This window comes from Allobosea sp. FBZP-16, from assembly GCF_002831785.1.
Classification (GTDB): Bacteria; Pseudomonadota; Alphaproteobacteria; order Rhizobiales; family Beijerinckiaceae; genus Allobosea; species Allobosea lupini.
The window spans coordinates 113,961-138,002 of the sequence record NZ_LNCQ01000056.1; the positions used below are offsets into that span (position 1 = coordinate 113,961).

At 67.6% G+C, this 24,042-nt stretch carries 24 protein-coding genes and 1 pseudogene; 6 read left to right on the forward strand and 19 right to left on the reverse strand.

The window, feature by feature from the left end; all coding sequences use genetic code 11:
* Positions 1-44 precede the first annotated feature (44 nt).
* From CXY91_RS28255 to CXY91_RS28270, 4 genes are all read right to left on the reverse strand, one after another.
* The gene (locus CXY91_RS28255) at positions 45-1,928 is read right to left on the reverse strand and encodes a coiled-coil domain-containing protein (RefSeq protein ID WP_100965303.1); all 1,884 of its coding nucleotides are present in this window, start codon (positions 1,926-1,928) and stop codon (positions 45-47) included.
* Positions 1,929-2,152: 224 nt separating this feature from the next.
* Entirely contained in the window at positions 2,153-2,605 is a 453-nt protein-coding gene (locus CXY91_RS28260; RefSeq protein WP_100965304.1) for a PaaI family thioesterase, read from the reverse strand.
* A gap of 6 nt (positions 2,606-2,611) precedes the next feature.
* Entirely contained in the window at positions 2,612-3,613 is a 1,002-nt protein-coding gene (dusA, locus tag CXY91_RS28265) for a tRNA dihydrouridine(20/20a) synthase DusA (RefSeq protein WP_248307668.1), read from the reverse strand.
* A gap of 83 nt (positions 3,614-3,696) precedes the next feature.
* Positions 3,697-3,891, reverse strand: a complete 195-nt coding sequence (locus tag CXY91_RS28270) for a hypothetical protein (protein ID WP_100965305.1) — start codon at positions 3,889-3,891, stop codon at positions 3,697-3,699.
* 37 nt (positions 3,892-3,928) lie between these two features.
* On the opposite strand from CXY91_RS28270, the gene CXY91_RS28275 reads away from it, so the two are divergent.
* Positions 3,929-4,096: a hypothetical protein gene (locus CXY91_RS28275; RefSeq protein WP_158673629.1), complete on the forward strand. Its 168-nt coding sequence runs from the start codon at positions 3,929-3,931 to the stop codon at positions 4,094-4,096.
* A gap of 29 nt (positions 4,097-4,125) precedes the next feature.
* Here the strand turns inward: CXY91_RS28275 and CXY91_RS28280 are convergent, their stop codons facing one another.
* Positions 4,126-4,515 (reverse strand): DoxX family protein, encoded by a 390-nt coding sequence (locus CXY91_RS28280; protein WP_100965307.1) that lies wholly within the window; start codon positions 4,513-4,515, stop codon positions 4,126-4,128.
* 188 nt (positions 4,516-4,703) lie between these two features.
* On the opposite strand from CXY91_RS28280, the gene CXY91_RS28285 reads away from it, so the two are divergent.
* A complete protein-coding gene (locus tag CXY91_RS28285) occupies positions 4,704-6,764 on the forward strand; it encodes an ATP-dependent helicase (RefSeq protein ID WP_100965308.1) in 2,061 nt (686 codons plus the stop codon).
* Positions 6,765-6,771: 7 nt separating this feature from the next.
* Here CXY91_RS28285 and CXY91_RS28290 read toward each other — a convergent pair whose 3' ends face one another.
* From CXY91_RS28290 to CXY91_RS28310, 5 genes are read right to left on the reverse strand one after another with little or no spacing between them, the layout of a single operon-like run.
* Positions 6,772-7,566 (reverse strand): amino acid ABC transporter ATP-binding protein, encoded by a 795-nt coding sequence (locus CXY91_RS28290; protein WP_091830907.1) that lies wholly within the window; start codon positions 7,564-7,566, stop codon positions 6,772-6,774.
* Positions 7,563-8,474 carry an amino acid ABC transporter permease gene (locus CXY91_RS28295; protein WP_100965309.1) on the reverse strand — a complete coding sequence of 304 codons (912 nt, stop codon included), beginning with the start codon at positions 8,472-8,474 and terminating at the stop codon, positions 7,563-7,565. Before CXY91_RS28295 ends, CXY91_RS28290 begins: the two co-directional genes overlap by 4 nt.
* Before the next feature lie 11 nt (positions 8,475-8,485).
* A complete protein-coding gene (locus tag CXY91_RS28300) occupies positions 8,486-9,376 on the reverse strand; it encodes an ABC transporter substrate-binding protein (protein WP_100965328.1) in 891 nt (296 codons plus the stop codon).
* 52 nt (positions 9,377-9,428) lie between these two features.
* Positions 9,429-10,220 (reverse strand): deaminated glutathione amidase, encoded by a 792-nt coding sequence (locus tag CXY91_RS28305; RefSeq protein WP_199777588.1) that lies wholly within the window; start codon positions 10,218-10,220, stop codon positions 9,429-9,431.
* Positions 10,220-11,182 carry a substrate-binding domain-containing protein gene (locus CXY91_RS28310; protein ID WP_349236609.1) on the reverse strand — a complete coding sequence of 321 codons (963 nt, stop codon included), beginning with the start codon at positions 11,180-11,182 and terminating at the stop codon, positions 10,220-10,222. The genes CXY91_RS28305 and CXY91_RS28310 overlap by 1 nt, the downstream gene beginning before the upstream one ends.
* Positions 11,183-11,296: 114 nt before the next feature.
* On the opposite strand from CXY91_RS28310, the gene CXY91_RS28315 reads away from it, so the two are divergent.
* On the forward strand, positions 11,297-12,634 hold the full coding sequence (locus CXY91_RS28315; protein ID WP_100965312.1) for an aminotransferase-like domain-containing protein: 1,338 nt from the start codon (positions 11,297-11,299) through the stop codon (positions 12,632-12,634).
* On the opposite strand, the gene CXY91_RS28320 is transcribed toward CXY91_RS28315, so the two are convergent.
* The 8 genes from CXY91_RS28320 to CXY91_RS28355 all read right to left on the reverse strand — a co-directional run bounded on the left by CXY91_RS28320 (position 12,625) and on the right by CXY91_RS28355 (position 20,980).
* On the reverse strand, positions 12,625-13,341 hold the full coding sequence (locus CXY91_RS28320) for a GntR family transcriptional regulator (RefSeq protein WP_091830920.1): 717 nt from the start codon (positions 13,339-13,341) through the stop codon (positions 12,625-12,627). The genes CXY91_RS28315 and CXY91_RS28320 overlap by 10 nt on opposite strands.
* A 68-nt stretch (positions 13,342-13,409) precedes the next feature.
* A complete protein-coding gene (cobF, locus tag CXY91_RS28325; RefSeq protein ID WP_100965313.1) occupies positions 13,410-14,171 on the reverse strand; it encodes a precorrin-6A synthase (deacetylating) in 762 nt (253 codons plus the stop codon).
* A 136-nt stretch (positions 14,172-14,307) separates the two neighbouring features.
* A complete protein-coding gene (locus tag CXY91_RS28330; protein ID WP_100965314.1) occupies positions 14,308-15,453 on the reverse strand; it encodes an amidohydrolase in 1,146 nt (381 codons plus the stop codon).
* Between the two features lie 101 nt (positions 15,454-15,554).
* A complete protein-coding gene (locus tag CXY91_RS28335) occupies positions 15,555-16,574 on the reverse strand; it encodes a DNA topoisomerase IB (protein WP_100965315.1) in 1,020 nt (339 codons plus the stop codon).
* Positions 16,575-16,788: 214 nt separating this feature from the next.
* Entirely contained in the window at positions 16,789-17,619 is an 831-nt protein-coding gene (locus CXY91_RS28340) for an ABC transporter permease (protein WP_091830929.1), read from the reverse strand.
* A 4-nt stretch (positions 17,620-17,623) separates the two neighbouring features.
* Positions 17,624-18,523, reverse strand: coding sequence for an ABC transporter permease (locus CXY91_RS28345; RefSeq protein ID WP_100965316.1), 900 nt, complete (start codon positions 18,521-18,523; stop codon positions 17,624-17,626).
* Positions 18,520-19,593, reverse strand: a complete 1,074-nt coding sequence (locus tag CXY91_RS28350; RefSeq protein WP_100965317.1) for an ABC transporter ATP-binding protein — start codon at positions 19,591-19,593, stop codon at positions 18,520-18,522. The genes CXY91_RS28345 and CXY91_RS28350 overlap by 4 nt, the downstream gene beginning before the upstream one ends.
* 196 nt (positions 19,594-19,789) lie before the next feature.
* Positions 19,790-20,980: an extracellular solute-binding protein gene (locus CXY91_RS28355; protein WP_100965318.1), complete on the reverse strand. Its 1,191-nt coding sequence runs from the start codon at positions 20,978-20,980 to the stop codon at positions 19,790-19,792.
* 163 nt (positions 20,981-21,143) lie between these two features.
* On the opposite strand from CXY91_RS28355, the gene CXY91_RS28360 reads away from it, so the two are divergent.
* Genes CXY91_RS28360 through CXY91_RS28370 form a run of 3 tightly spaced genes read left to right on the forward strand, consistent with a single transcriptional unit; the run spans position 21,144 to position 23,733 of the window.
* Complete coding sequence (locus CXY91_RS28360; protein WP_100965319.1) at positions 21,144-21,839, forward strand: GntR family transcriptional regulator; 696 nt, start codon at positions 21,144-21,146, stop codon at positions 21,837-21,839.
* Between the two features lie 40 nt (positions 21,840-21,879).
* Positions 21,880-23,076: a mannonate dehydratase gene (gene uxuA / locus CXY91_RS28365; RefSeq protein WP_100965320.1), complete on the forward strand. Its 1,197-nt coding sequence runs from the start codon at positions 21,880-21,882 to the stop codon at positions 23,074-23,076.
* A gap of 18 nt (positions 23,077-23,094) precedes the next feature.
* Positions 23,095-23,733: a VOC family protein gene (locus CXY91_RS28370; RefSeq protein WP_100965321.1), complete on the forward strand. Its 639-nt coding sequence runs from the start codon at positions 23,095-23,097 to the stop codon at positions 23,731-23,733.
* 15 nt (positions 23,734-23,748) lie between these two features.
* On the opposite strand, the pseudogene CXY91_RS28375 reads toward CXY91_RS28370, so the two are convergent.
* Positions 23,749-24,042, reverse strand: a pseudogene (locus CXY91_RS28375) (MFS transporter); the annotation flags it as partial.

Genomic DNA, 24,042 nt, shown 5'->3' on the forward strand with positions numbered 1-24,042 from the left:
TCTCCTCTGGAACCCACCCGTCGTCCGGCGGCCGACGTCGAGCGCTAGCGCGGCAACGCGTCGACACGATCCTTCGCCTCCTGAATGCCCCCGACCTGCGCCCGCGCATAAAGCTCGCGGGCCCTCGCGATCTCGCCGCGCGTGCCATAGGTGCCCCAGGCGGACAGGATGCGGGGGTCGTAGGTCTCCGCGAGCATGAAGCTCGCCCTGGCACTGCCCATGTCGGCTGCGCGTTCGAGCACGGCCCGGGCGGAGCCGATGTCGCCTTGAGCGAGCAGCGCGCTCGCCCTGGCGATCAGCCGCATCGCCTCGGGGCTGTTGCGAGCTTCTCCGGCCGTCGGCGGCAACGGCGCGCCGGCGGTGATCGCTTGCGCGGGCCTGGGAGGCTCCCTGGCTACGGTCGCCGGCTGCGCCGCCGCAGCGCGCAGCGACGCCAGTTCCTCCGATACGGTCGCGGTACGGTCCCGTTCCTGCTGGAGCGCCTGACGCAGCTCCGCGATCGTGCCCTCGCTCGCCTGCCTGAGCTTTTCCGTTTCCCCGCGCGCACTTTGCAGCTGCGCCAGCTGGGTTTCGACCTCCCGCTGCGCGGCGGCCAGTTCACCGGCCAGGGCCGCCCGTTGCGCGCGCTCCTGCTCGATGGCCTGGCGATATTGGGCGATGCCGGCTGCCTGCTCCTGTCGCAGCGCCGCAAGCTGCGCTACGGCAGCCGCCTTCTGCCGCTCGAGTTCGAGCCCTTGCGCCGCCCGCGCCGCTTCCGCCTGCCGGAGCTGGCCTGCCTCCTCGCCAGCCTTGCGCAATTGTGCCGCCTGCGCCTCGCTCTCACGCCGCACTGCCGCCAGCTCGGCCACCAGCGCTGAACGTTGCCCACGCTCCTCGTCGAGGGCTTGACGATGCTGCGCCGCAGCCGTGGTCAACGCCTGCCGCACGGCTGCGGCCTGGGCGATGGCAGCTGCCTTCTGCCGCTCCTGCTCCTGGAATTGCACGGCCCTCGCAGCGTCAGCCTGCCGGAGTTGCCCCGCTTCCTCTACGACCTTGCGCAGTTGTGCCGCCGCTTCGCGCTGCGTGGCCGAAAGCTCCTGCGCGAGAGCGGCAGTCTTTTGCCGCTCTTGCTCGAGCGCTTGCATGGCTTTCGCCGCCTCCGCCTGCCTGAGCTGGGCCGACTCCTCGCCGACCTTGCGCAACTGCGCCGCCTGCGTTGCCATGTCACGCTGCGCCGCCGACAGTTCCTGCGCCAGAGCGGCCGCCTTCTGCCGCTCCTGTTCCAGCGACTGGGAGCCCGTTGCCGTCGCGAGTTGCTTGAGCTGTTCGAGGTCGTCGCTTGCACTTCGCAGCTGGGCCGTCTGCGCCTGCAATTCGCGCTGCGAAGCCGACAGTTGATCGGCCAGTGCGGCGCGCTGCGCGCGCTCGCCATCGAGCGCCTGGCGATGCTGAGCTGCCGCTGCCACCAATTCCTGCCGCGCAATTATGGCTTCCTGCGCCTGCGCCGATGCCTTCTCCTGCTCCTGCCGCAATGATTGTTCGTTCCTGCTGGCGTCGCCCTGCAACTGCGCTTTCAGGGCCGCGATGGCGCCTCGGGCCTCGGCCAGCTCCCGCGACATGGCAGCGATGCTGGAGGCCTCGCCCGCGGGCAGGACGAGTGGCGCGCGCTCCTTCAGCTGACCGGGCTCCGGTCGATCCGCGTTGCGCGGGACAAGGAGAAGCAGGACCGCGGCCGCAACCCCGCACGCCAGAGGGGTGAAACGGCGCCGTAGCGGTGCTCGGCTTGGCCGATCGGATTTTCCCGACCTGTCCTGCCGGTTGCTTTGGCCCGGCGCGGCGGGTGGCGCACTTGTCAGCGTCCAGTGAGCGGTATCGATCGTCAGGCCCGCCTCGTCCCTGGCGACGACAGCCTTCCCATCTCCTGATGCGCTTTCGATCGCGTCGCGCATGTGGCTGACGCCTCTTGGTCGGCGGCATGCACCTGGCGAACCGGGCACGAGCGACTTCATTCCGGCCGATACGAACCTCGGCGCCTCTGCGAAGGACGCCTGCGGGAGTGTCGACCACACCCTCGCCGGCATCGAGCTGACCTCAGATCGGATAGGTCCAGAAGACGGGCAAAGGGGCAGGAGCCTGCCCGAACGGAGTACCCTGCCGAAAGCGACCCGCTCGGCTAGTCGCTGACGCCCTCGCGCGCGACGATCGTCATCAAGGTCGCCGTCAGCATGGCGCAGAGCTTGGGCTTGCCGTCCGTCACCGCGAAGACCTCGGCCATGGCGAGCGTCAGGGTACGGCCGACCTTGACCACCCTGCCCTTCGCGACAAGCTCGTCGCCGGTGGCGGGCGCCAGCAGGTTGATCTTGAACTCGGCGGTGAGGATGCCGCTGCCGGCCGGCATGGTGGTGAGCCCGGCATAGCCGGCGGCGCTGTCGGCGATGGTCGCGACCGCCCCCGCATGGACGAAGCCGTGCTGCTGGGACAGATGCGGTGACGCCGGCATGGCGATCTCGACCTCGCCCGGCGCGACGCGCACGAGCCGGGCGCCGAGCGTCGTCATCATCGCCTGCCTGGCGAAGCTCGCCTCGATGCGAGCGACGATGGCAGGATCGGTCGCCTGGTCAGCCATCAGCGCTCACTCCGCGGCGATCGCCGCCGGGGCTTCGCGCTCGACATGAGCGATCGCAGCGCGCAGTTCGGCTAGACCCGCTCCCGCCAAGACGCAATGCTCGGACAGGTGGCGACGGAACAGGCGCGAGCCGCGCCGGCCGGGGAAGAGCCCGACAAGATGGCGGGTGAAGGCATGCAGGCGCCCGCCCCGTTCGAGATGGGCAGCGATATAAGGCTCGAGCGCCTCCAGCATGGCGAAGGCGTCCGGGACCGGGGCATCCTCGCCGAAGAGCAGCGGATCGACCGCGAGCAGCACTTCCGGGTTCTGATAGGCCTCGCGGCCGAGCATGACGCCATCGAGATGGGCGAGATGCGGCAGCCATTCTTCGGGATGCCTGATGCCGCCATTGAGCGAGACGATCAGATCGGGATTGGCCGCTTTCAGCCGATAGGCACGCTCATAGTCGAGCGGCGGGATCTCGCGGTTCTCCTTGGGCGAGAGCCCCTGCAGCCAGGCCTTGCGGGCATGGACCACGAGCGCATCGACGCCGGCCGCACGCACGGCAGCCGTCAGCGCATCGAGCGCGGCTTCCGGGTCCTGGTCATCGACGCCGATGCGGCATTTCACCGTGACGGGGATCGAAACGGCCGCCTTCATCGCCGCGACGCAATCGCCGACCAGCATCGGCTCGCGCATCAGGCAGGCGCCGAAGGCCCCGCCCTGGACGCGGTCGGAGGGGCAGCCGCAGTTCAGGTTGATCTCGTCATAGCCGAAATCGGCGCCGATCTTCGCGGCCTCTGCCAGCAAGGCCGGATCATTGCCGCCGAGCTGGAGCGCGACCGGGTGCTCGACATCATCGAAGCCGATCAGCCGCTGCCGATCGCCGCGCACCACCGCCTGCGCCGTCACCATCTCGGTATAGAGCCGGGCGCGGCGCGACATCAGGCGATGGACGATCCGGCAATGCCGATCGGTCCAGTCCATCATCGGGGCCACGGAGAAACGGTGGTCTGCTGCGGTCATCATCTACGGTCTGGCGTTGCCGGAACCCTGCTGGCGAGCGCAGCGCCGTAGCAGATTTCCCGCCCTCCATATAGTGCGCCGGCGCTCTACCGGAATGTGAGGTTCGCTTTCGCAACGATCTCGGCATAGACGGCGCGGTCGGCAGCGATGCGCGCAGCGAACTCGGCAGGAGTCGAGAAATTCGGCAGGACACCGAGCGTCTTGAGCTGCTCCTGTGCCTTCGGATCTGCCAGCGCCTTGCCCGCCGCGGCGTTGAGCTTGGCGACGACCTCGGGGTTCATGCCGGCAGGACCTGCGAGCCCGATCCAGGTCCGAATCGTGCCGGAAGCGATCCGGCCGCTCCAAGAGCTGTTCGCGCCGATGGCAGAGCGCTCAACCGCGCTGATGAGGCAATACAGCGTCGACGAACTGGCGCTGATTGCAGACTTCGTTGAGAAGGGCACCGCCCTCGCGCTGGACCGCGCCAGGCAGCTGGAGGGCGACTAGACCGGCGCTGCCGGGCCCGCCGCCAGCCGCTACGCTCGAACGACCGGAAAAAGGGCGCGCAGCCGCCCGTCGCGGAGCCACAGGCCGCCCCACATGAACAGCCCGAGATAGAGGCTGAAGAGAATATGGCTGAAGAGCGGGCTCCCGGCCCGGATCTGCGTCGCCATCGCCCCGCCGAGCAGGCCCATCATCAGGATCGCACCCAGCAGTGCCGTGCGCGGAACGAGGTACAGGACGAGGCAGGCCAGCTCGATCAGGCCGATCATGAAGGCATAGCCGGCCGGCCAGCCGAGCTGCGCCATCGTCTCCTCGGCCACCGGCATGCGCAGCAGCTTGGGCGTCACCGACGCGCCCAGCATGAAGAGGGCGAAAAGCCCGGTCAGGACGCGGCCCGTCCAGAGCATGGCATTCTTGGTCATAGGCGTCTCCCTCGATCCCGGTGCCAGAAAACCTAAGCGCTCGTCATCGCATGACAGGAACGATCCGGCGGTCCGGGCCTTGCCGGGCCTGGCTTCTTGCTGACGCGTGACTTAGCCGGTGACGTCATTCGACGTTGCCCCGACCGTGCATGTTATGTTCCCGTTCGCGAGCACAGGTCGAATCACGCATGAACGCGCACGTCTATCTCGACAGCCTCAATCCGGCGCAGCGGCGCGCGGTCTCGCATGGCGGCGATGCGGCCCCTGCCCCGCCGGTGCTGATCATCGCCGGCGCTGGCTCCGGCAAGACCAACACGCTGGCGCACCGCGTCGCCCATCTGCTGGTCTGCGGCGCCGATCCGCGGCGCATCCTCTTGATGACCTTCTCGCGCCGCGCGGCCTCGGAGATGATCCGCCGCGTCGAGCGCATCGCCCGCAAGGTGATGGGCGACGGCGCCGGGGTCGCGGTCGATGCGCTGAACTGGGCCGGCACCTTCCATGGCGTCGGCGCGCGGCTGCTGCGCGACCTCGCCGAGCAGATCGGGCTCGATCCCGCCTTCACCATCCATGATCGGGAGGACGCCGCCGACCTGATGAACCTGGTCCGGCACGAGCTCGGCTTCTCGAAGACCGAGGCGCGCTTCCCGACCAAGGGAACCTGCCTCTCGATCTATTCGCGCTGCGTCAACGCCGAGCAGCCGATCGAGGATGTGCTGCGCCTGTCCTATCCGTGGTGCATCGCCTGGGCGGAGGAGCTGAAGCAGCTCTTCGGATCGTACGTCGAGGCCAAGCAGCAGCAGAACGTGCTCGATTACGACGACTTGCTGCTCTACTGGGCGCAGGCAATGTGTGATGGCGACCTCGCGGCCGATGTCGGGGCACGCTTCGACCACGTCATGGTCGACGAATACCAGGACACCAACCGGCTGCAATCGTCGATCCTGCTGGCGCTGAAGCCCGATGGCCGCGGGCTGACGGTGGTCGGCGACGATGCCCAGTCGATCTATTCCTTCCGCGCCGCGACCGTCCGCAACATCCTCGACTTCCCGCTCGCCTTCTCGCCGCCGGCCGAAGTCATCACGCTCGACCAGAACTACCGCTCGACGCAGGCGATCCTCGGCGCCGCCAATGCGGTAATCGACCTGGCTGCCGAGCGCTTCACCAAGAACCTCTGGACCGACCGGGCGACGGGTGCCGCGCCCGAGCTGGTCAATGTCCGGGACGAGGCCGACCAGGCGCGCTTCATCGCCGAACAGGTGCTGGAGAACCGCGAGGCCGGCACGACCTTGAAGCAGCAGGCGGTGCTCTTCCGCGCCTCGCATCATAGCGGCCCGCTCGAGATCGAGCTGACGCGCCGGAACATCCCTTTCGTGAAATTCGGCGGGCTGAAATTCCTCGACGCCGCCCACGTCAAGGACCTGCTCGCGCTGCTGCGCTTCGTCGAGAACCCGCGCGACCGGGTCTCGGCCTTCCGCGTGATGCAGCTCATGCCAGGCGTGGGGCCGACCTCGGCCCAGCGTGTCATCGAGCACCTGGCGCAGGCGCCGGACGGGGCGGAAGCTCTTCGCCATGCTCCGGCGCCTGCGCGCGCGGGAGAGGACTGGATCGCCTTCGTCGAGGCGATCGAAGCGCTGCGCTCGGGCATGTCGGGCTGGCCGGCCGAGATCGAGCGGGCAAGGCTCTGGTACGAGCCGCATCTGGAGCGCATCCATGAAGACGCGACGACGCGGCAGGCCGACCTGCTGCAGCTCGAGCAGATCGCCGGTGGCTATCCCTCGCGCGAGCGCTTCCTGACCGAGCTGACGCTCGACCCGCCGGACGCGACCAGCGATCAGGCCGGCGTGCCGCATCTCGACGAGGACTATCTGATCCTCTCGACCATCCATTCGGCCAAGGGGCAGGAATGGAAGTCGGTCTTCGTGATGAACGTCGTCGACGGCTGCATCCCGATCGATCTCGGCGCCGGCGCCAAGGACGAGATCGAGGAGGAGCGCCGGCTGCTCTATGTCGCGATGACGCGCGCCAAGGACGATCTGCATCTTATGGTGCCGCAGCGCTTCTTCACGCATGGCCAGTCGTCGACCGGCGACCGGCACGTCTATGCGGCGCGAACGCGCTTCATCCCGAACACGCTGCTGAAGCATTTCCAGCGGCGCGCCTGGCCGCTGGCGGCACAGGCCGGCTCGCGGCCGGTTTCCGCCGGCCCGACGATCGACGTGCGCGCCAAGATGCGCGGCATGTGGCGCTGAGCTGCCCTCAGGCCGCTTCGCGGATGAAGCGGCTGAGGAAGAGGCGCGTGCGTGGATGGCTCGGATTGGCGAGCACCTCTTCCGGCCTCCCCTGCTCGACGACGAGGCCGCCATCCATGAAGACGACGCGGTCGGCCGCCTCGCGGGCAAAACCGATCTCATGGGTGACGACGATCATGGTCAGGCCCTGGCCGGCGAGATCGCGCATGGTCGTAAGCACCTCGCCGACGAGCTCGGGATCGAGCGCCGAGGTCGGCTCGTCGAACAGCATCAGCTTGGGCCGGATCGCCAGCGCCCGGGCGATGGCGACGCGCTGCTGCTGGCCGCCGGAGAGCTGGCGCGGATAGGCATTCGCCTTCTCGGTCAGCCCGATGCGGCCGAGCAGCTCCATGGCGTAGTCGGTCGCGTCCTTGCGGGAGTGACCGTGCACGCCGACCGGCGCCTCGATGATGTTCTCCAGCGCCGTCATGTGCGGGAAGAGGTTGAACTGCTGGAAGACCATGCCGATCTGGCGGCGCTGCGCCGCGATCGCGCGCGGCGACAGTTTGGTCAGCCGCTCGCCGCTCAGCCGGTAGCCGATCTGCTCGCCGGCAACCATGATCGAGCCGCGATCGATCGCCTCCAGATGGTTGATGCAGCGCAGGAACGTCGACTTGCCGGAGCCCGACGGGCCGAGCACCACGACGACCTCGCCGGGCATGACGTCGAGATCGATGCCTTTAAGCACCTCGTTGTGGCCGAAGGATTTGTGAACGTTGCGGGCGCTGACCAGCGGCGCGGCCTCTGTCGCGATCCGGCTCATGGGGTCGCCTCCGCGATGGCCGGCATGCGCTCCACCGCACCGCGCTCGCCGCGGGCATAGTAGCGCTCGATGAAGCCCTGGCCGATGTTCAGGACGGTGGTGATGACGAGATACCAGATGACCGCGACCATCAGCATCGGGACGACCTCGAAGGTGCGGTTGTAGACCGCCTGCACCGAATACAGCAGGTCGGCCATGGCGATGACGCTGACCAGCGAAGTCGCCTTGATCATGCTGATCAGCTGGTTGCCGGTCGGCGGCACGATCGAGCGCATCGCCTGCGGGATGATCACCCGCCACAGCGCCCTCGCCCGCGTCATTCCGAAGGCGTCGCTCGCCTCGGTCTGGCCCTTGTCGACCGAGAGCAGGCCGCCGCGGATGATCTCGGCCATATAGGCGGCTTCGTTCAGCGAGAGGCCGGCGATCGCCGCCGTCATCGGCGTGATCAGGTCGTTGGTGTGCCAGCTGACCAGCGTCGGCCCGAACGGGATCGATATCGAGATCTCGGGGAAGAGCGTCGAGAGATTGTACCAGAAGATCAGCTGGACCAGCAGCGGCGTGCCGCGGAAGAACCAGATGAAGAGGCCCGCGAAGCCGCTGAACAGCCGGTCGTCCGAGAGCCGCGCAATCGCCAGCAGCAGGCCGATGATGACGCCGATCACCATCGCGACGACGGTGAGCCCGAGCGTGACATAGAGCCCGCGCAGGATCGATTCCGCCGTGAACCACTGCGCCACGACCGGCCAGCCGAAATTCGGGTTCCAGGCGACGATCCAGGCGAAATTGGCGGCGACTGCGAGCGCGGAGGCCCAGAGCAGCCAGCGCCCCCATTCGACCGGTCGGTGAGCGTTGGCGACGTCGCGCAGCGCCGCCTGTCGGTCATGCATCGGCTCAGCCGCGCTGCTCATGGCCCGCTCGCTCAGTTCTTCGAGAGGTTGATGCCGGGCTCGCCGATCATGTTGTTCTCGAGCCCCCATTTCTTGAAGATCGCCTCATAGGTGCCGTTCGCCTTCAGCGCCTTGATGCTGGCGAGGAGGACTTCGCCGAGCGGCGAACCCTTCGGCACCACCGCGCCCTGGAACAGGTCCTGGAAGCCGTTGGCCTTGCCGACCGCGGCGAGTTCGAGATCGCCCTTGGCCTGCTGGACGAAATAGGTCAGCGGCGCCTGCGAGGAGAAGAAGCCGTCGGAGCGCCTGGAACGGACCGAGAGGATCGAGGTCGGCTGGTCGGTGAAGGACATCACCTCCAGCGCAGGCTTGCCCTCGGCCGCGCATTTCTCGGCCTGTGCCTTGATCACCTTCTCGGCCGAGCCTGCCGACATCACCGCGATCTTCTTGCCGCAGGTGTCGTCGAGACTGGCGATCGCCTTCGGATTGCCCTTCTGCACGGCGAAGATCACGTATTCGCGGACATAGTCGACGAAGTCGTTGGCTTCCTGGCGTGTCTTGAAGTCGCCGATCGGGCCCATGGCGAACTGGTAGCGGCCTGCGGCGATACCGCTCAGCGCCGCGGCGAGCCCGCTCACCGTCGCATGCTCGATCTTGACGCCGAGGAGCTGGCCGATGGCGTCGGAGAGCTCGGCAGCGGCGCCGGTCATGGTCTTGGCATCGGTGACGATCTCATAAGGCGGAAAGGAGCCGTTGTTGACCGAGATCATCTTGCCGGCCGTGCGGATCGCCTCCGGCAACTTGGCGCGCAGGGCCTCGTCGACCTTCTGCTCGGGGATCTTGATGCTGGCGTCCTGGGCGAAGGCCGGAGCCTGCACGAGCAGCGCGACCAGCGCGGCGGCTCCAGCGAATTTCACGATCATGGTCATGGCGACGTACCCCTTTTATGGTTGTCAGTAGATCGGCCAGTCGCTCTCAGGCAGCGAGCTCCGGACCGGCGAAGCGACGATTGGCGAGGACCGGCAGCGCGGCGCGCGCCGCGGCGATGCGGGCCGGATCGATGTCAGCATAGATCAGCGCCGGGGCCTCGCCGGCGCGGGCGATGGCGACGCCGAGCGGGTCGACCACCATGCTGGCGCCGATATTGCGCGGGCCGCATTCGCCGGTGGCGACGACGTAACAGGTGTTCTCCAGCGCGCGAGCGGTGACCAGCACATCCCAATGCGCCTCCTTGCCGAGGCCGCGAACCCAGGCGGCCGGCAGCAGCAGCACATCGGCGCCGTCGAGCGCGAGGCGCCGGGCCAACTCCGGGAAACGCACGTCATAGCAGGTCATCAGCCCGCATTTCAGGCCGGCGATCTCAAGCAGCGGCGGCACCTCGCTGCCGGGCTCGACATTGGTCGATTCCAGCGCCGAGAAGGCGTCGTAGAGATGGAGCTTGCGGTAGGCGGCGACGATCGCGCCATTACGGACCGCGACATGGACGTTGAAGACACGGCCCTTGCCGTTCGGCACGTGGATGCAGAACAGGGTGGTCAGCGCCGAGCCCTTGCTCGCCTCAAGCACGCCCTGCATGAACGGACCGTCGAGCGGCTGCGCCGTCTTCAGCACGATGTCGGGATCGGTGATGTCGCGGGCCAGGATGCCCTCCGGCAGCAGCAGAAGATCGGCGCCGGCGGCCTTGGCCTCGCCCATCAGGCGGACGGAGGTGGAAAGGTTTTCCTGCCATTCGCGGCTGACGGCGAATTGTCCGAGCGCGGCTTTCATCAGTGGGCTCCTTCCAACGCGGATGCGGCGGAGAACAGGGTCTCCGGCGTCAAATCGGTCTCGGCGAGCTCTTGAATCCGCAGCTGCTCGACGAATGCGGCGATCATCGTCCGGTTTGCGGCCAGCCCGCTCTCGTTCCAGCTCTCGGGCAGATCATGCCCGCTGCGCACCAGCTCGTCGATCAGCCAGGGCGTGGTGTCGGCATAGCGGCGGCGCTTCTCCAGCCAGATGCGCTGGCTTTCATCGAGCAGATCGCTCAGCGCCTGCGCTAGCCAGGGCTCGCGGGCGGCGAGCTCTGGCTTGAGGCCGATGATGTGCATGCCCGGGACGTAGCCGACTTTGGCGAAGTAGTCGCGCTCGGCGGCGCGGACATCCGGCAGCAGCGCCCTAAAGCGCGAGCCTTTGGAGAAGAAGCCCTTCGGCATGAAGGGCATCAGCACGGCGTCGATCGCGCCCGCTGTGAGCAGATCGAGCAAGGGCGGCTGGCCGGGCAGCGCCTCGATCCGGCCAGGGCGGGCATAGCGCCCGACGCGGTCGATGATCGGATGGTCGGCGGCGAGGCGGCTGACGGCCCAGAAGGCGTCGTCGATGCCGAGCCCGGATTCAGCCATGGCGGCGCGCGTCCAGGTGTTGCCGGAATCCTGCCAGCCGGCGATGCCGATCCTCTTGCCGCGTAGCTCGTCGAAGCGGGTCAGCTTGCTGTCGGCAGCCGTGACGACGCAGCGATGGCGGAAGCCACGCATGATGAAGTTCGGGATGCCGACGACGCCGGTCTCGCCGCGGGCGCGGCCGGTGGTGTAGCGGCTGAACGAGATCTCGCTGGCGTCGAAACGCGGGTCACTGGCGAAATCGTCGGGGAGTGTAGCGAGGCGCTCGATCCTCAGCTCGAAACGGTCGGAAGCGAGGTCGCCGAGCAGCAGCGGCGTGATGAAGTCCCAGTCGCGCAGGGCCAGCCGGATCACAGGTTTCAAACGACAGCCTCACACTGGACAGAAAACCTTGGACGAGGGCCACGATAAATGTTCAATTTACCTGATCAATCGCTATTATGTTCCTGAACATTCATTTTTGAGTCGATGAACGACGAACCCGACGCCTCCTGGCTGGCCAGCCGTCTGACGCAGCGCACCGCGCGCGGCCTTGCGCTCGACCTCAGCCAGATGATCCGCTCAGGCCTGCTGCCGGTCGGCACGAAGCTGCCGACCGTGCGCGACCTCGCTTTTCGGCTCGGCGTCAGCCCCGGCACGGTCTCGGAGGCCTGGAGCGAATTGAAGCGGCAGAAGATCGTCTCGGGCCGCGGGCGCGGCGGCGCCTGGGTCAGCGGCGACAATGCGACGCCGCGGCCGACGCGGATGGCCAGCGTCGCGAATTTCGGACCGGGCGCGCTCGATCTCTCGCTGGCAGTCCCGGACGCCAGGCTGATGCCGCCTCTGGCCGAAGCCTTGGCGCAGGCGGCGAGCGCGGAGAACCTCAACAGTTACGAGCGCACGCCGATCCTGCCGGCGCTGCGCGACGCCGTCGCGCCGCATTGGCCCTATGCGCCCGCCGCCTTCCTCGCCACCAATGGCGGCTACAACGCCGTCTATTCGGTGCTGCATGCGACGGTGCTGCCCGGCTCCTGCATCGCGATCGAGGACCCGACCGCGATGCGGCTGCTCGACATCATCGAGGACCTCGGCGCCGAGATCCTTGCGGTCGGCCGCGATGCGGAAGGCCCCCTGCCCTCAGAACTCGCAGCCGCGCTGGAACGGCGGCCATCGGCCTTCATCTTCCAGCCGCGCACCCATTCGGTGACCGGCCAGAACGTGAGCCCGGCGCGGCTGGCCGAACTCGGCCGGGTGCTCGCCGGCAGCGACACGCTGGTGATCGAGGATGACGGCATTGGCGACGTCTCGATCCATCCGCCGATCAGCCTGGGCAGGAGGATGCCGGAGCGGGTCGTGCATATCCGCTCCTTCTCGAAATCGCTCGGGCCGGACCTGCGGATCGCGGTGCTGTCGGCTCCGGCCATGGTGATCCGGCAGATCCAGTCCTATCGCAGCTTCTCCTCGGGCTGGACCAGCCGGCTGCTCCAAGCGGCGACCGCCTGGTTGCTGACCGATGCAGAGACAGGCCAGAGGGTGGCGCAGGCCCGTGCGATCTACGCCGAGCGCCGGCAAGCTCTGGTCGCCTGCCTCGCAAAGCGGGGCCTCGCCATGCCGGAGAGCGACGGCCTATGCATCTGGGTGCCGGTGGAGAACGAGCAGTTCGCGCTGGTGACGCTGGCGGCGCATGGCATCGCGGTGCTGCCCGGCAGCAAATGCGCGGCGAGACCGACCGAGCATGTCCGGGTCGCGACCGCGATCCTGACGCAGGACTATGATCGCGTCGCCGAGGCGCTGATCAAGGCGGCGCAGCGGGGCGATCAGGGCTGACGCAACGCCCTGGTATGGGCCGGCAGCTCCTCGTCCGCGAACAGGTCCGGATGTTCGGCGGCGATGCGGGGCAGCGCGTTCAGGATCTCGCGCAGATGGATGCGCATCGCGGTGGCGGCCATGTCTGAGTCACCGGTCTCGATCGCATCGACAATGGCGTTGTGCTGGGTGATCAGCAGCGGGATCGGCGAGGTACCGGGCAGCGAGAGATAGCGCACCCGGTCGGTCTGGGCGCGGGCGCTCTCGACCACCTTGCCGGCATAGTCGCAATCGACGATCTCGGCGATCGCCTGATGGAAAGCCTCGTCCAATACGGTGAAGCCGGAATAATCACCGCGTCCGGCGGCAGCTGCCTGCTCGGCGATGAGGCGGCGCAGGCGAGCGACGCCGTCAGGGTTGATCAGCCGGCTCGCAGCCCGCGCCAGAGAGCACTCCACCGCCTCGCGCACGAAGCGGGCATTGGCGACCTCGCGCATCGAGATCTTCATGACGAAGGTGCCGCGGCTCGGCAGGATCTGCACCAGCCCGGCCTCGGACAGCTTGATGAAGGCCTCGCGCACAGGCTGGCGGCTGACGCCGAAGCGCCCGGCGATCTCCTTCTCCGACAGCGCCTCACCGGGCCTGATCTCGCTGACGATGATGGCCTGGCGCAGCGCCGCGACGAGCTGCGGCGCGATCGGATCGCGAAGCCGGAGCGAGATGTCCATGGGCGCAACTCCTCGGCCAGCCCGCGCAGATTATACCGGTATGGTGGCCTAGCGGCAAACGTCGCCGGTCAGCCCTCGTGTCGCCTCAGCAGGTAAGTGTCCATGATCCAGCCATTCTGTGCGCGTGCCGCCTCGCGCCTGCGGACGATCTCGTCCGAGATTTCGGCGAGCGGGCCGGAAGCCAGAACCTCCTGCGGCGCGCCGAGATAGGCGCCCCACCAGATGTCGAGGCCGGCGGGATCGATCTTGGCGAAAGCCTGCTCGCCGTCGAGCATGACCACTGTGCTGCCGTTCTCGTCGTGAAAGCCGCCTTCGGCGAGCTTGCGGCCGGTGGTGATGGTGACGGGCTCGCCGATCCGGTTCAGCACCAGCCGATGCGCCGCCGCCAGTGCCTGGACCGAGGTGATGCCGGGGATGACGTCGTAGTCGAATACGAGCCCGCGGGCGCGCACGGCCTCGATGATGCGCAAGGTGCTGTCGTAGAGCGACGGATCCCCCCAGACCAGCAGCGCGCCGGTCTGATCCTCGCCGAGCTCGTCGCGGAACAGGCGCTCATAGCTTTCGGCGAGCACTGCATGCCAGTCGTCGACGCTGCCGCGATAATCGTTCCCCGCTTCGGCGCGCTTGGGCACCTTGAGCGGTACGGTGCGCCAGTTGCCATGCTCGATATAGCGCCGGCAGATCTCCTCGCGCAGCTCGCGCAACGCCGATTTCTCGGCGCCCTTGTCCGGCACGAAGACGACATCGACGCTGTTCAGCGCCCGCACCGCCTGGATCGTGACGTGCTCGGGATTGCCGGCGCCGATGCCGATGATCCTGATCCTGCGCATGGGCACCTCTTTTGTGTTCGAGGCGCCGCATAGCACGATCCGACAGGGGCGCGTCATGCTCGGGCTCGACCCGAGCATCTCTTTCAGGAGCTTCTCGGGTCTGCGCTTCGCTACGCCCGAGAATGACGGCCTCCTTCTAACCCAGCAGATTGCGGATCGTGCGCATGAAGACGCGGGCGCCGGGCGCGATCAGGTCATCCGGGAAGTCGTAATCGGGATTGTGCAGCGGCGGGGTGTCCTCGCCGGAGCCGAGCAGGAACATCGCCGATTTCGAGGCACGACCGAACAGGCCGAAATCCTCGGAGCCGCGCTGCGGCGGCGTCTCACCGCGCGCGATGCCTTCCTCGTCGCAGGCGCGGCGCAGATGCGCCACCGCTTCGGGATGGTTTTCGCAATGATGGAAGACGTCGTGGTAGTCCATCGAAACTGACAGCCCGCCGGCAGAGGCCGCCTCGCGCACCAGAGCCTCAGCCTCGGCGCAGAGCGAGCCCATCAGAGAATCGCTTAGCGTGCGCAACGTCGCCCAAAGCTCGGCGCGGCCGGGCGTGATGCCGAACGCCGGCTCACCCATGCTGGCATGGGTGACGGTGACGAGGCGATAATTGCCCTCGAGCGCGCCGCCCGGGCCGAGCGCAGTCAGCTCCGGCATCAGCCGGGCGAGCGCCTTCATCGGCGAGACCGCGTGTTCCGGCGTCGCAGCATGCGAGGTGTGGCCGGTCAGCACGATCTTGAGGCCGCGCGAGGCGCAGTTGGCCGGCCCTTCCGATATCCGGACGGACCCAAGCGGCAGGCCGGGCTTGTTGTGCAGCGAGAAGGAGAAGTCGGGCGCGATCTCCGTGAATTTCGGATCGGCAATGACGGCGGCGGCGCCGGCCCCCGTCTCCTCCGCCGGCTGGAACAGCAGGATGGCGCGCCCGCGCTGCGGCCGCTGCCGGCCGAGGCCGCGCGACAGTGCCGCGACGGTCGCCATATGGCCGTCATGGCCGCAGAGATGGCCCTTGCCCGCCACCTGCGAGGCATGTGGTGCGCCGGAGAGGTCCTCGATCGGCAAGGCATCGAGCTCGCAGCGGATCAGCACGGTTGGGCCGGGCTCGGCGCCGTCATAGATCGCGGCGACGCCGTGGCCTCCGAGCTCGGCGACGATGCGGTCCGGTGCACTCGGCGCGAGGAAAGCGACGATCGCTTTTGCCGTCTCGCGCTCCTCGCCCGAGATCTCCGGCGCGCGGTGCAGGGCATGGCGCAGCTCGATCAGCTCGACCATGTCGGAATTGGTGAGAAACATGCCTGGCGCTTCCTCGGATGATTTGCTGCGAGCATCACCAGCGCGCCGGCGCGTTCAACCCCTGCCGCCGCCCGGCACCGGCAGGCGGCCATGCATCCCACTCACGCCGCCAGCAATCCCAGCGCCCGCTCGATCCGCGAGCAGCCACCGCGCCCGCGCGCTTTGCGATAGGCGCGGCTGAGGCGGCCGCTGGCATAGGCGTCGACGACGATGGCGTGGACATAGCTCTTGCGCACCACGGCCGGCGTGTTCACCAGCCGCTCGGCGATGGCGCGCATGATGTCGGCGAGCTGGCGCTTGCGGCCGCGCTCGCTGGCGGCGATGTCGGTCGAGAGCAGCAGCTCGGCTGCCGCCGCATTGGCGGCGAGCATGCGCAGATCCTTGCTCGACACGGATAGGCCAGCCGCTTCCTTCAGATAGGCGTTGATGTCGGCGGCGTTGATCGCAGCGACCGCGCCGTCCTCGGCCCGGTACTGGAACAGGCGTTTGCCTGGCAAGGTCTTCAGCCGCAGCAGAGCGCGCGCAAGCGGGGCGTCGTCGCGGCCGCAGACGATATCCTTGCCGCCCTTGCCGCGGAAGGCGAGAGCGACATGCCTACCAGTGATGTCGACATGGCGCTTCAGCAAGGTCGAGGCGCCATGGCTGCCATTGGTGCGGGCATAGACCTCGTTGCCGACACGGATATGGCAGCGATCGATGATCGCAGCGGCACAGGCGAGCGCCTTGCGGCGCGACAGGTCCCTGTCCTTGAGATCGGCGGCGATTCGCTCGCGCAGCTTCGGAAGGGCGGCGATCACGTGGCCGAGGCGCTTGAGCTTGCGGCGCTCGCGCACTTTCTCCCAGTCGGGATGGTAGCGATGCTGGATACGGCCGGCATCATCGCGCCCCGCTGCCTGGAGATGGGCGCGCGGATCGGCGGCGATACGGACGTCCTGATAGGCCGGAGGAATCGCCAGCGAACGGATGCGGGCGAGCGTCTCCTCGTCGGTGATCCTGCCGCCGTCGGCGTCGCGATAGCCGAAATTCCGGCCGACCCTGACGCGACGGATGGTCAGATCGTCGACGGTCGTACGGCGCAGTCGACCGGACGACCTGGCCTTGTCTTCGGGCTTGGCGACCATGACCCTTCTCCGCAACGCGACGAGCAGCGGAGGAATGCGGGAGACGGCGGGAGGTTCCCGCTATAGCTCGATTGAAAAACTCCGATCGTCCCGGGCGAAGCGGAGCGCAGACCCGGGACCCATTCCGGAACGGTTCAGGAATGGGTCCCGGATCGGCGCCGCTGACGCGGCTTGTCCGGGACGACCCGCTTTGGAAGCGCAAAGGACAATGCTCTCAGCGCTTCGCCCGCGCCACGATCTGCGTCGGGTTGACGAAGCGCAGCGCGATGATGAGCCAGACCAGTGTCGTCACCATGTAGATCACCGCCATGGCGTCGATCGACTGCACGGCGCGCACGCCGGCGGCGAAGACCGCGTAGTAGAGCGCGACCACCAGCGTCTGGCTGGTCGGGCCTGCGGTGAGGAAGGTCAGCTCGAACATCGCGATGGTGCGGACCAGCACGAGCAGCAGCGCGGCGAGGATGCCTGGCATCAGCAGCGGCAGCAGGACATGGATGAAGAGCTTGAAGGTGTTGGCGCCGAAGACGCGGGCCGCCGCCTCGATCTTGGTGTCGATCTGCTCGATGAAGGGGATCATCACCAGGATGACGAAGGGCACGGTCGGCACGAGGTTGGCGAGCACGACGCCCGACATCGAGCCCGCAAGGCCGGTGCGGTAGAGCACCGTCGCGAGCGGGATGCCGAAGGTGATCGGCGGCACCAGCAGCGGCAGCAGGAAGAGCAGCATCACCAGCTTCTTGCCGGGAAAATCGCGCCGCGCCAGCGCATAGGCGGCGGGCACGCCGATCAGCCCGGACAGGAAGACGACGAGGAAGACGATCTGGAAGGTGACCGTCAGCACGTCGCCAAGCTGGAACTCGCTCCAGGCGGCGCCGTACCAGCGCGTCGTCCAGCCATCGGGCAGCCAGGAGCGCAGCCAGCGCGTCGAGAACGAACTCGTCACCACCGCGGCGATCATGCCGAACAGGTTGACAATGAAGAAGCCGATCAGCGTCCAGTTGGCCGCGGCCCAGAGCTTGGTCGAGAGGCGGGTGTCCTTGACCATCGGATCAGCCCTTCCCGCCGCCGGCCGGGCCGCGATAGAGCATGCCACGCAGGCCAAGCACCGCGACGACGATGGCGAGCTGGACCATGCCCATGATCATCGCGACCGCCGAGGCCATCGAGTAGTCGTATTCCTCGAAGGCGGCCTGGTAGGCGGCGATCGAGATCACACGCGTCGGCCCTGCCGGCGCACCGAGCAGCACCGCCGAGGGGAAGACCGAAAAGGCCTGGACGAAGCTGAGGCAGAAAGTGATGGCGAGACCGGGCAGCAGCAGCGGGAAGAGGATGTGCTTGAAGCGCTGCCAGGGCCCGGCGCCGAGGGTCGCTCCGGCCTGCTCCAGCGCCGGATCGACGCCGGTGAGGTAGGACAGCGTCAAAAGGAAGGTGAAGGGGAAGCCGGTGATGACCAGCGAGAGCATCACGCCCCAGTAATTGTGCAGCAGCTTCACCGGCGAGGAGATGATGCCGAGCGTCATCAGCGTCCGGTTGAACCAGCCTTGCGGGCCGAGATAGTTCAGCAGGCCTTCCGCGACAAGCACGGTGCCGAGCGTGATCGGGATCACCAGGATGGTGGTGAGCAGGCGCTGGTTCTTCATCAACCTGACGCGGAAGGCGATCGGGATTGCCAGCAGCAGCGTGACGATCGTCACCGGCATGGCAAGCCAGAGCGTGGTCGCGATCGTGTCGTAGAGGAACGAATCCGAGAAGAAGCGCTGGTAGTTCGCCAGCGCGCCGCCGGCCTTGGGATTGAAGGACAGGAACAGCCCGTAAAAGAACGGGTAGATGAACAGCGCCAGCAGGAAGAACACCGCCGGCAGGACGAGCAGGGTCAGCCCGTCGAGACCGCGCGCGGCGAGGCGCTGCTTGAGCGGGATCTCGGCTGCGTTTGCGGACAGGGTGCTCATGCGCCATCTCCGAAGACGAGGACGCGATCCGGAGCCGCCGCGAGGCTGATCTCGGTGCCGGGCGCGATGCGGCTATCGGCGAGGAAGGTCAGCGGCGTGTCATCGGCCATGCGGGCGAAGCCGACGAATTCGCGGCCGTGGAACTCGGTCGAAACCACCTTGGCCTTGAGGCCCGGCGCGCCGTCCGCCACCGGATGGAGGTCCTCCGGCCGGATCGAGATATGCGCGCCCTGCCCGGCCGCGACCGGCGATCTAACACGGCCGACGACACCGACTTCACCGACCGTGACCGTTGCCGTCTCCGCGGTGGCGGAGGCTACGCGGCCGGCGACCTTGTTGCGGAAGCCCATGAACTCGGCGACGTCGAGATGGTCCGGCCGCGAGAACAGGTCCTCGGGACCGCCGACCTGGCGGATCTCGCCATCGCGCATCACCACGATGCGGTCGGCCAGCGAGAGCGCCTCCTCCTGGTCGTGCGTGACGTAGATCGTGGTGGCGCCGAGCGTGTTGTGGATGCGCCTGATCTCGGCGCGCATCTCAAGGCGCAGCTTGGCGTCGAGATTGGAGAGCGGCTCGTCCATCAGCACGAGGGGCGGCTGCACCGCGATGGCGCGGGCGATGGCGACGCGCTGCTGCTGGCCGCCGGAGAGCTGGCCGGGCAGCTTCTCCTCCTGGCCCTGCAGGCGGACCAGCGCGACGGCGTCGGCGACGCGGCGGTCGCTTTCCGCCTTGGCCATGCCGCGCATCTTCAGGCCGAAACCGATGTTCTTCTTCACGCTCATATGTGGGAAGAGCGCATAGCTCTGGAAGACCATGCCGAAGCCGCGCTCTTCAGGGCGCAGTGGATCGATGCGCTTCTCGTCGAGCCAGATGCCGCCGCCGGTCGCCGGCAGCAGGCCGGCGATCAGGTTCAGCGTCGTCGACTTGCCGCAGCCGGAGGGGCCGAGCAGTGCGATGAACTCGCCCTGCTTGATCGTCAGCGACACGTCCTTGACTGCGTTATGCGTTCCGAAGTCGCGGCAAAGCCGGTCGAGCCTGAGTTCGCGGAAGTTCGCAGCATGTATCGACATGAAGGACCATCGGGTTCGAACGGATGGGCGGCCGGCTGGGGCCGATAACCGATTTCATGGAAAAGCTGGTCATCCCGGACGCAGCGAAGCGGAGATCCAGAATCCAGGCCTGAGCCTATCCGAAGACGGTTCAGGCATGGGTCCCGGGTCGAGCGATGCTCGCCCGGGACGACAAGGGCGAGTTATTCTCGCAGGCTTACTTGCGCTTGGCGCCGCCGACCTGCTCGTCCCAGATGCGGAAGGCGACGACCATCTTCTCGGGCTCGAGCGGGGTCTCCATCGGGTTCTCGGCGATCAACTTGTCGTATTCCGGCCGGCCGAACTCGGCGATGGCCTTCTGGCTTGAGGCCGGCGCCATCGAGAGCGGCACGTCCTTCACCGCCGGACCCGGATAGAAATAGCCCTCGTCATAGGTGTAGGCCTGCTGCTGCGGCGTCAGCATGTGACGGATCAGGTCGAGCAGCACGGCGAGCTTCTCGTCCGAGACGCCCTTGGGGATCATCATGTACTGGGCGTCGGTGACCCAGTGGAAACCCTTCAGCGCCTGGATCTTCGCCTCCTTCGGCACGACGCCGAGGACGCGCGGGTTGATGTCCCAGCCCGTGGTGGAGACGATGATGTCGCGCGAGCCGTCGCCGAGTTCCTTCATCGTCGCGCCCGTGCCGCCGGGGTAGTATTCGATGTTCTCGCCCAGGGCCTTCAGATAGGCCCAGGTCTTGTCCCAGCCCTTGGCCGGATCCTTGGGATCGCTGTCGCCGAGGATATAGGGCAGGCCCATGATCCAGGTACGGCCGGGGCCGGAATTGGCCGGACGGGCATAGAGGAAGCGGTTCTTGTTCTGCTTCGTCCAGTCGAGCAGCTCCTGCGCCGTGGTCGGCGGGGTCTTGACCTTGTCGGGCATGTATTCGAGCAACGGGCCGGACGGGTAATAGACCATCGCCATGGCCTGGCCGCGCCCAAGATTGTGCATGGCGAGCGCAGGCTTCAGGTAGATGTCCTCAGGCTTGGGCAGCTCAGCCGCGAAGCGCGGCAGCAGCTCGACCCAGAGCTTCTGGTCGATGCCGGCCGAGAGCACGTCGAGGCCGCCGATGACGAAATCGATGTCGAGGCGGCCGGCATCCTGCTGCGCCTTAAGCTTGGCGGGCAGCTCCGGCGCGGGCGCCTTGGTGAAGACCATCCGCGAGACGGCCTTGGGGTTGGCCTTGGGGTAGTTTTCAAGCGGCGTCTGGACCAGGGCGAGCGCCCCGCCGACGTCGATGACGCTGATCGTGAGCGGCGACGCCGGCAGCTTGAGCGCTTGAGCGAAGGCTCCGGGCGCGGCCGCGATACCGGCCATGCCAGCGACGCCGCCGAGGAATGTACGGCGATGGATCGTATCCTGGACCATGATCTCCCCTCCCGGCGGCCTTGCCGCCTGCTGTTTCCCCAGCCCGTGAAAAGCGGGCTCTTGCGGCACTTTCAGCACCGGCTTCTACTGAAATCGTGGCTTTCGGAGTTGACGCCTCCGTTCGAGCCGGTATCCTAGTATACTAGTGAACAAGAGCTTGGCAATGGGCATCGCCGCGGCGAGACAGAGCACCGACCAGATCTACCGGGCGTTGCGCGGCGATGTGCTGAACGCGGTGTTGCGCCCGGGCGAGGCGATCTCGGAAGCGCGCATGGCGCTGCAGTTCGGTGTCAGCCGGACGCCGGTGCGCGAGTCTTTCAAGCGGCTGGTCGAGGACGGCTTCCTCGTCGTCGTCCCGCAAGTCGGCACCTTCGTCGCGCCGATCGACCTTGCCGCGGTTTACGACAGCCAGTTCGTGCGCGAGACGCTGGAATGCCGCACAGTGGCTCTGGCGGCAAAAAACATCGACGGGGCGGGGCGGGCCGCCCTCGCCGCTCTCATCGCGCAGCAGGAGCAGGCGCTCGCCGATGGCGACCGGGTCGGCTTCTTCCGCGGTGACGAGGAGTTCCATGCAGAACTGGCGCGGCTCTCCGGCCACCCTTCGGTCTGGGGACTGATCGAAAGCGTCAAGGCGCAGCTCGACCGGGTCCGCTGCCTGTCGCTCGATACCGGCGGCTGGTCGGAGATGATCCTGGGCGAGCACCGAGAGATCGCAGAGGCCATCAGCGCCGGCGACGAGGCCCGGGCCGAGCGCACCATGCGGGCGCATCTGCGCACCGTCTTCGACGCGATCGAGACGATCGCGCGCGACCATGTCGACGCCTTTGCGGCAAGCGGCGGCCTCAGCAAACCCACCTGAAAAAAGCCGCGACAGACGGCGCTCCAAAAGGACAGCAACGATGGAACAGACCTGGCGCTGGTTCGGCCCGGACGATGTGGTGACGCTCGCCCAGGCCCGTCAGGCGGGCGCGCGCGGTATCGTCAACGCGCTGCACCAGATCCCCTATGGCGTGGTCTGGAGCGTCGAGGAGATCGAGAAGCGGAAAGCGATCATCGAGGCCGACGAGAGCCTCGGCCTGCGCTGGTCGGTGGTCGAGAGCCTGCCCATCCACGAGGACGTCAAGATCGGCGAAGGCGACCTCGAGACGATCTTCGCCAATTACCGCCAGTCGCTGCGCAACCTCGCCGCCTGCGGCATCGAGGTGGTCTGCTACAACTTCATGCCGGTGCTGGACTGGACCCGCACCGACCTCGCCCAACCCCTCCCCGGCGGCGGCACGGCGCTGCGCTTCAACCTGCACGAATATGTCGTCGTCGACCATTTCATGCTGCAGCGGCCAGGCTCAGACGAAGGCCATCCGGCCGAGGTGATGGACAGGGCCAGGGCTTGGTTCGAGCGCTCCTCGGAGGCCGACCGAACCAGGCTGATGGCCAACATCATGGCGGGCCTGCCCGGCGCCTATGACCGCTACGATGTGCCGGGGCTGAAGCGCATCCTCGCGCGCTATGCCGATATGAGCCATGACGGCCTGCGCGCCAATCTCAAGCGCTTCCTCGAGGCGGTGATCCCGACCGCCGAAGAGGTCGGAATCCGCATGTGCATCCATCCGGACGATCCGCCGCGGCCGCTCTTCGGCCTGCCGCGCATCTGCTCGACCGAGGACGACATCGCTTTCATCCTCGGGGCGGTCGAGAGCCCCTCGAACGGGCTGACCCTCTGCTCCGGCTCGCTCGGCGCCAATCCGAAGAACGATGTGCCGGCCATCGCCCGCCGCTTCGCCGACCGGATCTGGTTCGCGCATCTGCGCAACGTCGCCAAGGACCCGGACGGCTCCTTCATGGAGGCCGAGCATCTCGGCGGCGACACCGACATGGTCGCCCTGGTCGACGCGCTGATGGCCGAGCAGACCCGGCGCAAGGCCGCAGGCTGGCGACACTGGCGCATCCCGATGCGGCCCGATCACGGCCATGAACTGCTCGACGACGCCAAGAAGGGTTCGTTCCCCGGCTATCCGGCGGTCGGCCGGCTGCGCGGCCTGGCGGAGCTGCGCGGGGTGATGACGGCGCTGTCGACCGTCAAGGGTTATGCGAGCTGAGGCGGCGGCGCGGCAGCCATGCTCGCGCTCGACCATCTGACCGTCATCGCGCCGACCCTGACCGAGGGCGTCGCGCACGTGCGCGCCTGCCTCGACCTCGACGTGCCGTTCGGGCAGCGGCACGCCTATATGGGCACTCACAACCACCTGCTCCAGCTCGGTGACGCGACCTATCTGGAGATCGTAGCCCTCGACCCGCAGGGTGAGGAGCCGCCCTGCCCGCGCTGGTTCGGGCTGGGCGATCAGAGACAGGTCCGGGCGGATTGGGATGCCGGAAGGCGCCTGCGCGGCTGGGTGGCGAGGACCGTCGCGATCGACGCGATCGTCGTCGGGCGCGAGCATGTCTTCGGCAGAACAGTCGCCTTGCCCTGGGCAGAGCCGTTGTTCGACTTCGCCCTCCCCGAGGACGGCTCGCTTCCGCTAGGCGGCGCCGCTCCGTCGATCATCGACCGGCGCGGCAAACCGCGTTCGATGGCGACGATGGCCGATCTCGGCGCCCGGCTCCTGTCATTCTCCCTGAATCACCCCGACGCGGCCGCGGTCGCCAAGCTCTACGAAGAACTCGATATCGATCGCCCCCCAGCGATCATGCATGGCAGCGAGCTGCGCTATCGCGCGCAGATCGAGACACCGGCCGGCCTGAAGGTGTTGTCCTGAAGCGGTGACACCCGTTCAGGTTCCGGCAAGCTGGGTCCGGCTCCTCAGCAGCGGCAGCGCCGTGACGACGACCGGGACGATCAGGAGCGCCCAGGCGCAGGCGTAGCCGAACCGGTCGGCGGCCAGGCCGAAGAGCCAGGGCCCCAGCGCCATCACGATCAGGCACAGCGTCGAAGCGAAGCTCACCGTCGAGGCGATCGAGCTACGCGGGGCCATCTCGGCGATATCGAGCAGATAGAGCGGGAACCAGCCGATTCCGAAGATGCCGAAGAGCACGAGCACGGCTGCCGCCAGAGGCGCGGGCACGCC

Bases quoted from the DNA above. Each gene is read 5' to 3' on its own strand.
- CXY91_RS28255 (WP_100965303.1), bottom strand. From the start codon at position 1,928: ATGCGCGACGCGATCGAAAGCGCATCAGGAGATGGGAAGGCTGTCGTC.
- CXY91_RS28260 (WP_100965304.1), bottom strand. From the start codon at position 2,605: ATGGCTGACCAGGCGACCGATCCTGCCATCGTCGCTCGCATCGAGGCG.
- dusA (WP_248307668.1), bottom strand. From the start codon at position 3,613: ATGATGACCGCAGCAGACCACCGTTTCTCCGTGGCCCCGATGATGGAC.
- CXY91_RS28270 (WP_100965305.1), bottom strand. From the start codon at position 3,891: ATGAACCCCGAGGTCGTCGCCAAGCTCAACGCCGCGGCGGGCAAGGCG.
- CXY91_RS28280 (WP_100965307.1), bottom strand. From the start codon at position 4,515: ATGACCAAGAATGCCATGCTCTGGACGGGCCGCGTCCTGACCGGGCTT.
- CXY91_RS28285 (WP_100965308.1), top strand. From the start codon at position 4,704: ATGAACGCGCACGTCTATCTCGACAGCCTCAATCCGGCGCAGCGGCGC.
- CXY91_RS28290 (WP_091830907.1), bottom strand. From the start codon at position 7,566: ATGAGCCGGATCGCGACAGAGGCCGCGCCGCTGGTCAGCGCCCGCAAC.
- CXY91_RS28295 (WP_100965309.1), bottom strand. From the start codon at position 8,474: ATGAGCAGCGCGGCTGAGCCGATGCATGACCGACAGGCGGCGCTGCGC.
- CXY91_RS28300 (WP_100965328.1), bottom strand. From the start codon at position 9,376: ATGATCGTGAAATTCGCTGGAGCCGCCGCGCTGGTCGCGCTGCTCGTG.
- CXY91_RS28305 (WP_199777588.1), bottom strand. From the start codon at position 10,220: ATGAAAGCCGCGCTCGGACAATTCGCCGTCAGCCGCGAATGGCAGGAA.
- CXY91_RS28315 (WP_100965312.1), top strand. From the start codon at position 11,297: ATGAACGACGAACCCGACGCCTCCTGGCTGGCCAGCCGTCTGACGCAG.
- CXY91_RS28320 (WP_091830920.1), bottom strand. From the start codon at position 13,341: ATGGACATCTCGCTCCGGCTTCGCGATCCGATCGCGCCGCAGCTCGTC.
- cobF (WP_100965313.1), bottom strand. From the start codon at position 14,171: ATGCGCAGGATCAGGATCATCGGCATCGGCGCCGGCAATCCCGAGCAC.
- CXY91_RS28330 (WP_100965314.1), bottom strand. From the start codon at position 15,453: ATGTTTCTCACCAATTCCGACATGGTCGAGCTGATCGAGCTGCGCCAT.
- CXY91_RS28335 (WP_100965315.1), bottom strand. From the start codon at position 16,574: ATGGTCGCCAAGCCCGAAGACAAGGCCAGGTCGTCCGGTCGACTGCGC.
- CXY91_RS28340 (WP_091830929.1), bottom strand. From the start codon at position 17,619: ATGGTCAAGGACACCCGCCTCTCGACCAAGCTCTGGGCCGCGGCCAAC.
- CXY91_RS28345 (WP_100965316.1), bottom strand. From the start codon at position 18,523: ATGAGCACCCTGTCCGCAAACGCAGCCGAGATCCCGCTCAAGCAGCGC.
- CXY91_RS28350 (WP_100965317.1), bottom strand. From the start codon at position 19,593: ATGTCGATACATGCTGCGAACTTCCGCGAACTCAGGCTCGACCGGCTT.
- CXY91_RS28355 (WP_100965318.1), bottom strand. From the start codon at position 20,980: ATGGTCCAGGATACGATCCATCGCCGTACATTCCTCGGCGGCGTCGCT.
- CXY91_RS28360 (WP_100965319.1), top strand. From the start codon at position 21,144: ATGGGCATCGCCGCGGCGAGACAGAGCACCGACCAGATCTACCGGGCG.
- uxuA (WP_100965320.1), top strand. From the start codon at position 21,880: ATGGAACAGACCTGGCGCTGGTTCGGCCCGGACGATGTGGTGACGCTC.
- CXY91_RS28370 (WP_100965321.1), top strand. From the start codon at position 23,095: ATGCTCGCGCTCGACCATCTGACCGTCATCGCGCCGACCCTGACCGAG.